The organism is Streptomyces sp. CLV115 (assembly GCF_038448545.1).
GTDB lineage: Bacteria > Actinomycetota > Actinomycetes > Streptomycetales > Streptomycetaceae > Streptomyces > Streptomyces sanglieri.
The window spans coordinates 1-10435 of record NZ_JBCEWQ010000224.1 but is presented as its reverse complement, the minus strand read 5'-3'; the positions used below and the strand labels follow the sequence as shown (position 1 = coordinate 10435).

Here is a 10435-nt window from a genome sequence, read left to right as displayed (position 1 = left end):
TGCCTGACCCCGCTGGACCACCCCGCCCTGCAGGCCGTGGCCCGCGCCATGGGACGGGCCTTCGGCCAGAAGATCCTCTTCACCCGCGAAGGAGGCTCGGGGCCCGCCGCCGACCTCCAGGACGTGCTCGGCGCACCCGTCCTCTTCCTGGGCATCTCCGTACCGTCCGACGGCTGGCACGCCCCCGACGAGAAGGTCGAGCTGGACCTTCTGTTCAAGGGCGTGGAGACGACCGCGCACCTCTGGGGCGAGCTGGCCGCCGCACTCCGCTGAATCCTCTGAACACCCGATCCATCCCGGGGGAGTAGGAAGCACCTGTGAGCACCTTCGACAACGCCACCGCAGACCGGCCCATCGGTCTCACCGCGCCCAGCGGCATCGACCGCGCCGCGCACCACCGCCTCGACGAGGCATGGCTGTCCGCCGCGTGGAGCCACCCGACCACCCGCGTGTTCGTCGTCTCCGGCGGCCAGGTGCTGATCGACGACACCGCCGACGGCGGCACGGAGATCGTCATGACCCCGGCCTTCGAGGCCCCGGTCACCGAGACCCACCGCTACTTCCTCGGCACCGACGAGGACGGCGTCAGCTACTTCGCGCTCCAGAAGGACTCCCTGCCCGGCCGCATGGACCAGCCGGCCCGCCCGGCCGGGCTGCGCGAGGCGGGTCTGCTGCTCGGCCCGCGCGACGCGGGACTGATGGTGCACGCGGTGGCCCTGGAGAACTGGCAGCGCCTGCACCGCTTCTGCTCCCGCTGCGGCGAACGCACGGTCATCGCGGCGGCCGGCCACATCCGCCGCTGCCCGGCCTGCGGTGCAGAGCACTACCCGCGCACCGACCCCGCGGTGATCATGCTCGTGACCGACGACCAGGACCGGGCGCTGCTGGGCCGCCAGGTGCACTGGCCCGAGGGCCGCTTCTCGACGCTCGCCGGCTTCGTCGAGCCGGGGGAGTCGATCGAGCAGTCCGTGGCGCGCGAGGTGTTCGAGGAGGCGGGGGTCACGGTCGGCGAGGTCGAGTACATCGCCAGCCAGCCCTGGCCGTTCCCGTCGAGCCTGATGCTCGGCTTCATGGCCCGGGCCACCTCGTCCGAGATCAATGTGGACGGCGAGGAGATCGAGGAGGCCCGCTGGTTCTCCCGCGAGGACCTGAAGGCCGCCTTCGAATCGGGCGAGATCCTGCCCCCGTACGGCATCTCGATCGCGGCGCGCCTGATCGAGCTCTGGTACGGCAAGCCGCTCCCGAAGCCGGGCAGCGTCGGCTGACGCCCGAGTGGGCCGGCGACCCCGGCCCGTACGCGGACGCCCCCTCCGGTGCTCGACCGGAGGGGGCGTCGCCGTACGCGGGAGCGCCGGGGATCAGGCGGCGAGCGCCTGCTTCACCTGAGCCAGCGACGGGTTCGTCATGACGGCCTCGGCACCCGTGCCACCGACCACGAGAACGGTGGGAACGGTCTGGTTGCCCCCGTTGGCCTTCTCGACGAAGGCCGCGGACTGCGGGTCCTGCTCGATGTTGATCTCGGTGTATGCGATGCCCTCGCGGTCCATCTGGCTCTTGAGCCGGCGGCAGTAGCCGCACCACGTGGTGCTGTACATCGTCACAGTGCCCGACATGTCTAGGCGCTCCTCTGTCTCGTCTGTCTCGTCGGTCTTCCCGGTCTCGTCCGAACCTGTCCGAGCCCGTCCGTCTCATCCGGCACGCGGAGACATCCGTCACGCGGAAAAGCCGGACCGTGCGTCACCGCACGGAAGAAGAACGTACGCGAGGCAACCACCATTCCCGCCACCGCCGCCCGGAACGGCACCGGCACCGCCGTCGTCCCGTGCGCCGCCGTTCCGCATCCGCATCCGCACACGCATCGGCATCGGCATCGGCATCGGCATCGTCCCGTACCGTCGCCGTTCCGCACCTGTCGCCCCGCACCGGTGTCGTCCCGCACCGGTGTCGTCCCGCACCGGTGTCGTCCCGCACCGGTGTCGTCCCGCACCGGTGTCGTCCCGCACCGGTGTCGTCCCGGCCGGCCCGGGAGCCGGTTCGCGGGTGGATGCCGAGCTCACCGCGGAGCAGGCCGAGGCCACCGCGGATTAGTACGACGGATACGCCTCCCCTGTGGACAACCTCCGCGTCCGCCTCGCCCGACCTGGCAGCATGGCGGGGTGACAGCAGCAACGCATTCCTCCCTCTTCCCTCCGGTCCCCGAGTCGGCCGACGCCGTGCTCGACGGCCTGGACCCCGAGCAGCGCGAGGTCGCCACGGCCCTGCACGGCCCGGTGTGTGTGCTGGCCGGAGCCGGTACGGGCAAGACGCGCGCGATCACCCATCGCATCGCCTACGGGGTGCGCGCCGGGATACTCCAGCCCACGAGTGTGCTCGCCGTCACGTTCACCAACCGGGCCGCCGGTGAGATGCGCGGACGGCTGCGCCAGCTCGGCGCGGGAGGGGTCCAGGCCCGGACGTTCCATTCCGCCGCCCTGCGCCAGCTCCAGTACTTCTGGCCGAAAGCGGTCGGCGGCGACCTGCCCCGGCTGCTGGAGCGCAAGGTCCAGCTGGTCGCCGAGGCCGCGGCCCGCTGCCGCATCCGCCTCGACCGCAACGAGCTGCGCGACGTCACCAGCGAGATCGAGTGGTCCAAGGTCACCCAGACCGTGCCCGGCGACTACCCGGCCGTGGTCGCGAAGACCCAGCGCGAGGCCCCGCGCGATCCGGCCGAGATCTCCCAGATCTACGCGACGTACGAGGAGCTGAAGCGCGACCGCTCGGTGATCGACTTCGAGGACGTGCTGCTCCTCACCGTCGCCATCCTCCAGGACCGCCACGACATCGCCGACCACGTCCGCCGCCAGTACCAGCACTTCGTCGTCGACGAGTACCAGGACGTCAGCCCGCTCCAGCAGCGGCTGCTGGACCTCTGGCTCGGCGACCGGGACACCCTGTGCGTCGTCGGCGACGCCGGCCAGACGATCTACTCCTTCACCGGAGCCACCCCCGACCACCTGCTGAACTTCCGCACCCGCCACCCCGGCGCGACCGTGGTCAAGCTGGTCCGGGACTACCGCTCCACCCCCCAGGTCGTCCACCTGGCCAACGGTCTGCTCGGCCAGGCCCGCGGCCGCGCCGCCGAGCACCGGCTCGAACTGGTCTCGCAGCGCGAGCCCGGCCCCGAGCCCGCCTACACGGAGTACGCGGACGAGCCCTCGGAGGCCGAGGGCACCGCCCGCCGGATCCGCGATCTGATCGCCGCGGGAGTCCCGGCCGGCGAGATCGCCGTGCTCTACCGGATCAACTCCCAGTCCGAGGTCTACGAGCAGGCCCTGGCGGACGCGGGCGTGCCGTACCAGCTGCGGGGCGCGGAGAGGTTCTTCGAAAGGGCCGAGGTGCGCGAGGCCGGAGTCGCCCTGCGCGGAGCCGCCCGAGCCGGGGGCAACGACTCCCTGCTCGACGACGCGGAGGGGCTGCCCGCGGAAGTGCGCGCGGTGCTCTCCACCAAGGGGTGGACCCAGGAGCCCCCCGCGGGTTCGGGAGCGGTGCGCGACCGCTGGGAGTCGCTGGCCGCCCTGGTCCGGCTCGCCGAGGACTTCGAACGGGCCAAGCCGGGCGCGACCCTCTCCGACCTGGTGGCGGAGCTCGACGAGCGGGCCGCCGCCCAGCACGCCCCCACGGTCCAGGGCGTCACCCTCGCCTCGCTCCACTCCGCGAAGGGCCTGGAGTGGGACGCCGTGTTCCTGGTCGGCCTGACCGAGGGCATGCTGCCGATCACCTACGCCAGGACCGACGAACAGATCGAGGAGGAGCGCCGGCTGCTGTACGTCGGCGTCACCCGGGCCCGCCTCCACCTCTCGCTGTCGTGGTCGCTGTCCCGTTCGCCCGGCGGTCGCGCCGGGCGGCGCCCGAGTCGCTTCCTCAACGGCCTGCGCCCCGGCTCGGCGCCCCTCGGCGCGCGCGGCACGGCCGGTGGCGGCGGGATCGAGCGGGGCGCGGCGGGACCGGTCGCCAAGCGCGGCCGTCGCGGCCCCGCCCGGTGCCGGGTCTGCGGCAGAACCCTCACCGACGCCGGCGAGATGAAGCTGATGCGCTGCGAGGACTGCCCCTCCGACATGGACGAGGCGCTGTACGAGCGGCTGCGCGACTGGCGGGAGGTCAGGGCGAAGGAGATCGGCCAGCCCGCCTTCTGCGTGTTCACGGACAAGACGCTGATGGCGATCGCCGAGGCCGTACCGGGCAGCGAGGGCGAACTGGCGGTGATTTCCGGTGTCGGCGCGCGGAAGCTGGGCCGGTTCGGTACCGCCGTCCTGGCCATTTGCGCAGGTGAGACGGTTGAGGAGGTGCTCGGGCAGGCGGCTGACGAGATGTGAGAAGAACTCGTCGAAAAAATAGTTTGCGCCTGCCCCAGTCATCACCATAGGTTCTTAACCACGGGAACAGCGACTTCTCTGAAGCCCTGGTCCTGTGCTGTACTTATCCGAATACGTAGGACCGGCCCGCCGGTCCGCCCGAGACGCCGAGAGGAGGCGATTGAAGTGATCAGCATCATCGAGACCAACAAAGTGACCGATCTCTCGGTCGTCTCCGCCTGCTCGCTCGGCCTCGCCTGCTCTTCCGAGTCCTCGCTCCGTGGCACCGGTCTGTCCGGCATCTCTGCCGCACGTCCGCTGTCCCTGGCGAGCCTCCCCGTGCGGGAGCGCAATGAGCGACCGGCTCAGGCACCGGCAGCAGCAGTAGCGAAGGGACAGGCCCAGGCCTATGCCTTTGCGGCCGTCGGTGCGGGAGCGGAATCCGGCGCCAAGAAGCAGACGATGCAGCACCACACGATGTGGGCCTTCCGTGGGCCTGAACCCTGGAGTGATCCAGCCTGATTCACCATCAGGCCGGCGCCTTCAGGGCCGCGGAACCCCACTCGGGATCCGCGGCCCTTTTGTTTTGTCCGAACGGACGAGACAGCGCGAAGGAGCCTCGGGACAAGCAACACCCGGTACCAGCCGCCACCCGGCCAACAGGCCGGAACGACCAGACGAGGACACCACCCACCGTGCAACTCGAAGCGCACGCCCCGTCCGTACCGCCTTCCGACACGATCCCGCCGCCCGGCCTCACGGAGGACTCCACCTTGTTCCCCCTCACTGCGCTCACCGCGCTCGACGACGCCATCGAGAACCTCGGCGTGCCCGTCCCGTGCCGCTCCTACGACCCGGAGGTCTTCTTCGCGGAGTCGCCCGCCGACGTCGAGTACGCCAAGTCCCTCTGCCGCACCTGTCCGCTCGTCGAGGCCTGCCTCGCCGGCGCCAAGGAGCGTCGCGAGCCGTGGGGCGTCTGGGGCGGTGAGCTCTTCATCCAGGGCGTCGTCGTCGCTCGCAAGCGGCCGCGTGGTCGTCCGCGCAAGAACCCGGTCGCGGCGTGATCGCCGGACTGGGGGCCCCGGCCCCCAAACCCATGAAGCGCATCGGCACCATCGACCGCCCCCACACCCACGATCCCCGAAATCAGGCAGCAATGTCCGTCCCCACGAATGAGCCCGTCGGCTCCGCAACACCGAACGTCAAGATCATCGGCGCGAACGACTCGCGTCAGAACAGGACCCGCGAGATGCAACTCATCCCAGAAGCCCTGGCTCGTGCTCATATGCACGACCGCATGAGGGAGGCCGACACGGAGCGCCAGGCGGTACGCCTGGTCAACGCGCGCCGTATGCAGCGCCGGGCCGAGCGCGCTTCGATGCGCGCCCGCCGGGCGCTGGCCATGGCCGTCATGCACTGAGCCGGCCGCACACCGCAGTACCCGCTGCCGGGCAGCCGCTCTGCCCGGCAGCACTCAGTACCCACAGTCAGTACCCCTTCCGCGGGGGGGGGGGGGGGCGGTCCGAGACGGACCGGCCCCGCGGTCGTGCTGTGCGGTGGCGCCGCGCGAAGCGGCGGCGACGGAGTTATCGTCACGAGGTGGACGAGGAGAACCAGCACCGGATCCGGCGACCCGCGCAGAGCGACGCCGCGGTCATCACCTGCACCCTGTGCGGCAGCTCCGCCGAGAGCGAGACCGCACCGCCGACCTGGATCTGCTCCGTGGAGAACGGCAGACGCCAGTACTTCTGCGAAGAGTGCGCCCGCACCCACATCAGGTCGATCGAGAGCAGGCTGGACTCCGCCTGGTGGTGACCCGCCCGGCAGCAGGCCTCCAGCCACGCAGCTCCGGGCCTACGCCCCCAGAGGCGCGTCTCCCGCCAACTCGTGCACCGCGGCTCCCTGCATCTCGGGTTCCCGGACCGCGGGCTCCTGCACCTCGGGTTCCCGCACGGCGGGCTCCTGCACCGGCTCGTCCTCCGGCAGGAAGCCCGGCAACCAGGATTCGAGCTCGTCGCGCAGCCGCACCGTCGCACCCAGCTGGCACAGCACGCCGATCGTGCTCAACGTCACCCGGTGTATCAGCAGATAGGCGGGCGGCAGATTCAGCTGCTTGCCGAGCTGGTGGGCGGGGGAGCGGGGATCCGCGATCCGCGCCGCCTGATTGCGCATCCAGCTCCGGGTGAACGTGAACTCCTCCAGCTGCGCCGGCTCGATGATCGGAAGGAGATAGTCGAGCACCGCGTCCGGGTCGAGGTCGATCGTGTCCTTGACGAACCCCTCCTCGCGCAACAGCTCGTACACCGCCTCCGCCTCGCCCGCCAGCGTCAGCCGCAGCGAGTCCCCGATGGTCTGCGGCAGACCGCCCGGCAGCCGGTCGACCGTCCCGAAGTCCAGCACTCCGAGCCGCCACTGCCCGTCCTCGCCGGTCCCCTCGTCCGGAGGCAGCAGCCGGAAGTTGCCCGGATGCGGATCCGCGTGCAGCAGGCCGGTGCGCGCGGGCCCCGAGAAGAGGAAGCGCGCCAGCAGCTGCCCCGCCCGGTCCCGCTGCTCCGGTGTGCCCTCCGTGATCACCTCGGACAGCGGGACACCGTCCATCCACTCCGTCACCAGCACCTGGTCGGACTGGTGCACCACACCGGGGATCACGACGTCCGGGTCGTCCGCGAACTCCTCGGCGTGATCCCGCTGCGAGCCCGCCTCCTGCTCGTAGTCCAGTTCCTCCGAGACCCGGTCGCGCAACTCCGTGATGAGCGGTTTGATGTCCATCCCGGGAATCAGCGGGCCGAGCAGGCGGGCGAATCTGCTGAGTTGGGTCAGATCCGAGAGAAGTGCCTCGCCCGCGCCCGGATACTGCACCTTCACCGCGACGTTGCGACCGTCGTGCCAGACCGCCCGGTGCACCTGGCCGATCGAGGCGGCGGCCGACGGCTTGTCCTCGAATTCGAGGAACAACTCCCGCCAGTCCTCACCCAGCCGCTCCGCCAGCACCGCGTGCACGGTATCGCTGGGCATGGGGGGTGCGGCTTCCTGGAGCTTGGTGAGCGCCGCGCGGTACGGTCCGGCGACCTCCTCGGGCAGGGCCGACTCGAAGACGGACAGGGCCTGCCCGAGCTTCATCGCCCCGCCTTTCAACTCACCGAGGACCTTGAACAACTGGTCCGCGGTGCGCTGCTGCACCTCTCTGGCGACCAGCTCCGCCGATCTCCCGCCGATGCGCTTGCCCAGGCCCCACGTGGCACGGCCGGCGAAGCCCAGAGGCAGGGCGGCCAACTTGGCGGTGCGGGTGACCGCTTTCCGGGGTAGATCAGACACGAGCCCCTCCAAATCCCAGACTGCCGTACCGCGTGCGGCGGTTACCCGGCCATTGTGTCCTGCTTCGCTCCGGTCCCGGAGGAGCCCTCCCGGTCAGTGTGCCCAGCCGCTCCACAGGAACAGCCGAGGTGAGGCCTCAACCGCTCGGCCCGCCAGTCCAACAGCGGCAGTGCGGCCTCCCAGCGGGTCCCCGTGCTCGCGGGCAGTTCGCCGTCCAGGAAGGACAGCGCATGGGCCGCCGCGAGCCCCGCGACCGCCGTTGCCAGCCCCAGGTCACAGGCCTGCACGGCAGTTCGCCGCCCGGACTGCCACTGGGACAGCATCCTCGTCCAGTCCTCGTCCCCGGCCGCGCGGTCCAGCGCCAGGCATCCGGCGCAGGCCGTACCCCCGGGCAGGACCAGGGGGCCGACGAACCCCGTCGCCTCCATCACCCCGGCGTACAGATGAGGCGTTCCCGACGCGATCCACGGTTCGGCCGCACGGGGGTCGGGGACGTAGGCGGTGAAGCCGTCGCGAGGGGCCGTCACGATCAGCGACAGACCCGGCTCGCCACCGGCCGGGGAGCCCGCCGTCTCCGCCGCCCGAGGAGCCGGACCCGCCGCGGATCTGCGCACCAACTGCCGGGCGGCGGTGTCCCTGCGCTCCCCGACGGACGCCGGCGGAAGCCCGCCGGGCGAGATGTCGCACGGCTCGGTGTGCCCGCCGTCCAGGACCTCCACCCGGCCCACCCCGGACCCGGACAGCACCGCCGCGATCGCGGCGCCGACCCGTCCCGCACCCCGCACCTGGACCCGCATCGCCCGACGGGCCGCCAGCCGCCGCATCCCGCCGCCCGGTTCGGGATGGACGACGGAGAGCGATGCCAGATCGGGGCGGTGCCGGTCCAGGGCGCCCGGCCTGTTCCGTAGCGCGTCGGCCTCCGGGCCGGCGGCCCGTACGTCGTCGATCAGTCCCGCGCTCATCAACCTGTGCACCAAGGTCTCCACTTGATGGTCGGACAGGTCCAGCGCGCGGGCCTCCTCGCGCAGCAGCGGGAGGCCGCGTGTTCCGTCGAGCAGTTCCAGAAAACAGCCCGTGGCGATATCCAGCGGGCCGAAGTTCACGGCATGGGAGCGAGTCACGCCGAATTGCACGGTGCCCCGGCTGCGCCATGCGCGGCGCAGTGCGGGCTTCAACATCGGATGCACGGCTACCCCCGGTCTGAGTTCCTTGATCCCTGCGGTTCCCTGATCCCCGCTCGCGGGCCGCTGCCCGTGATCTTCGCGAGATCCGTTGCCAGAATGCAGTCCGGCGCCGAAATGTGCAGAAAGTTATCCACAGGCATGGGGTATTAGTCGTTCAAATGGTGCATGCCATGGAGTGGATCAAGCGTGAACCGTCCGGAGACGGAACTTCCCGCGCCGCCACCGGGTAACGTCGTGGCGTGCCCGCCGACCCGTCCCCCGGAATCGCCGGGGAGACCCCCGCGCGCAGTGCCGGAACCCAGCAGCGCAGCGCGACGGACCGTCCGCCCCGCGCCTCGGCAACGAGCGCGGTCGAGGTCCGCAGGAGCAACCGCCGCAGCAGAACGGTCTCCGCGTACCGGGAGGGCGACCGCACCATCGTGCTCATCCCGGCCCGGATGTCGGAGGCCGAGGAGCAGCGCTGGGTGAACGTGATGCTCGACAAGCTCGCGGCGCAGGAGAGCAGACGCGTCTTCGGCGACAGCGAACTCGCCGAGCGCGCCGAGCGGTTGTCCGCCCAGTACTTCGAGGGCCGGGCCAGACCCGCTTCGGTGCGGTGGGTGACCAACCAGAACACCCGCTGGGGGTCCTGCACCCCGGCGGAGGGCAGCATCCGTCTGTCGCACCGTTTGCAGGGCATGCCCGAGTACGTCGTCGACTACGTGCTGGTCCACGAGCTGGCCCACCTGCTCGTTCCCGGTCACGGTCCGCGCTTCTGGCGGCTGCTGGAGGCGTACCCGCGTACCGAGCGGGCGCGTGGCTACCTGGAGGGCGTGGTGGCGGCCGACCGGCTGCCCCAACTGCCCGCCGCGCGCGGTGAGTGACGTCCGCCGATTCTGTACCGGGTGTGTACCGACTTAGCTCGATGTCGGACTTTGCGGTTAGCCTGGCGCGACGCATTCACATTCGGGATGGGGGACGGTCGTTACGCATGGCCAGGGAATTCCAACGCGGCCACAAGGCCAAGATCAGCGATCTCACGCCGGGGACGGATCTGTACGTAGGTGTGCAGATCGCCGGTCAGGGACTGACCTTTGACATCAGCTGCTTCGGCCTCGACGCCAATGAGCAGCTCTCCGACGACCGGTATTTCATCTTCTTCAATCAGCCTAAATCGCCCGAGGAGTCCATTCAGCTCCTCGGCGCCCAGGCCGGCGACACCGAGTCGTTCCGCGTCACCCTGGACCGCATTCCGGCGCACATCCACAAGCTGTCGTTCACCGCGACGGTCGACGGGGCCGGACAGATGTCCCAGGTCGGCCCCGGATACATCCGGGTCGTCGCGGGTGGCGAGGAAGTCGTCAGGTACGCCTTCAACGGTTCGGAGTTCACCACCGAGCGCGCGGTGATGCTGGGCGACTTCTACCTGAAGGACGTCTGGCGGTTCGCCGCGGTCGGTCAGGGCTTCGACGGCGGCCTCGACGCGCTGCTGAAGAACTTCGGCGGCGAGATCGCCGAGGAGGAGCCCGCCGCACCTCAGCCGCAGGCCGCGGCGCCCTCGTTCGCCCCGCCGGCCCAGGCCGCCGCACCGGCCCCCGCCCCGTCCTTCGGGGCCCCGTCCGCGCC

The 10435-nt window shown here is 70.8% G+C and carries 12 protein-coding genes; 9 read left to right on the top strand and 3 right to left on the bottom strand.

All coding sequences use genetic code 11. The features are described 5' to 3' along the window. Together AADR41_RS39140 and nudC are read left to right on the top strand one after the other, a co-directional pair. Window positions 1-273, top strand: a 273-nt coding sequence (locus AADR41_RS39140; protein WP_342286993.1) for a M20/M25/M40 family metallo-hydrolase, incomplete at its 5' end; no start/stop codon positions are given. A 44-nt stretch (window positions 274-317) separates the two neighbouring features. After that, complete coding sequence (nudC, locus tag AADR41_RS39135) at window positions 318-1265, top strand: NAD(+) diphosphatase (RefSeq protein ID WP_259928770.1); 948 nt, start codon at window positions 318-320, stop codon at window positions 1263-1265. Window positions 1266-1358: 93 nt separating this feature from the next. Here nudC and AADR41_RS39130 read toward each other — a convergent pair whose 3' ends face one another. Next, the gene (locus AADR41_RS39130; protein WP_342286992.1) at window positions 1359-1613 is read right to left on the bottom strand and encodes a mycoredoxin; all 255 of its coding nucleotides are present in this window, start codon (window positions 1611-1613) and stop codon (window positions 1359-1361) included. A gap of 543 nt (window positions 1614-2156) precedes the next feature. Here AADR41_RS39130 and AADR41_RS39125 point away from each other — a divergent pair. The 5 genes from AADR41_RS39125 (at window position 2157) to AADR41_RS39105 (ending at window position 6146) form a co-directional block, all read left to right on the top strand. Beyond that, a complete protein-coding gene (locus AADR41_RS39125; protein ID WP_342286991.1) occupies window positions 2157-4352 on the top strand; it encodes an ATP-dependent DNA helicase UvrD2 in 2196 nt (731 codons plus the stop codon). Between the two features lie 165 nt (window positions 4353-4517). Next, window positions 4518-4853 (top strand): hypothetical protein, encoded by a 336-nt coding sequence (locus AADR41_RS39120; protein ID WP_342286989.1) that lies wholly within the window; start codon window positions 4518-4520, stop codon window positions 4851-4853. Between the two features lie 173 nt (window positions 4854-5026). Continuing rightward, window positions 5027-5395 (top strand): WhiB family transcriptional regulator, encoded by a 369-nt coding sequence (locus AADR41_RS39115; RefSeq protein ID WP_124716511.1) that lies wholly within the window; start codon window positions 5027-5029, stop codon window positions 5393-5395. Between the two features lie 32 nt (window positions 5396-5427). Further along, entirely contained in the window at window positions 5428-5751 is a 324-nt protein-coding gene (locus tag AADR41_RS39110) for a hypothetical protein (protein ID WP_342286988.1), read from the top strand. Window positions 5752-5930: 179 nt separating this feature from the next. Continuing rightward, window positions 5931-6146, top strand: a complete 216-nt coding sequence (locus AADR41_RS39105; protein ID WP_342286995.1) for a hypothetical protein — start codon at window positions 5931-5933, stop codon at window positions 6144-6146. A 39-nt stretch (window positions 6147-6185) separates the two neighbouring features. Here the strand turns inward: AADR41_RS39105 and AADR41_RS39100 are convergent, their stop codons facing one another. Both AADR41_RS39100 and AADR41_RS39095 read right to left on the bottom strand, forming a co-directional pair. After that, window positions 6186-7646 carry an ABC1 kinase family protein gene (locus AADR41_RS39100; protein WP_342286987.1) on the bottom strand — a complete coding sequence of 487 codons (1461 nt, stop codon included), beginning with the start codon at window positions 7644-7646 and terminating at the stop codon, window positions 6186-6188. A 41-nt stretch (window positions 7647-7687) separates the two neighbouring features. Beyond that, on the bottom strand, window positions 7688-8833 hold the full coding sequence (locus AADR41_RS39095; RefSeq protein ID WP_342286985.1) for a ThiF family adenylyltransferase: 1146 nt from the start codon (window positions 8831-8833) through the stop codon (window positions 7688-7690). Window positions 8834-9069: 236 nt separating this feature from the next. Between AADR41_RS39095 and AADR41_RS39090 the strand changes: the two genes are divergently transcribed. Then, on the top strand, window positions 9070-9693 hold the full coding sequence (locus AADR41_RS39090; protein ID WP_259928766.1) for a M48 metallopeptidase family protein: 624 nt from the start codon (window positions 9070-9072) through the stop codon (window positions 9691-9693). Window positions 9694-9800: 107 nt separating this feature from the next. After that, on the top strand, window positions 9801-10435 hold a 635-nt coding region (locus AADR41_RS39085), incomplete at its 3' end, for a TerD family protein (RefSeq protein ID WP_342286983.1).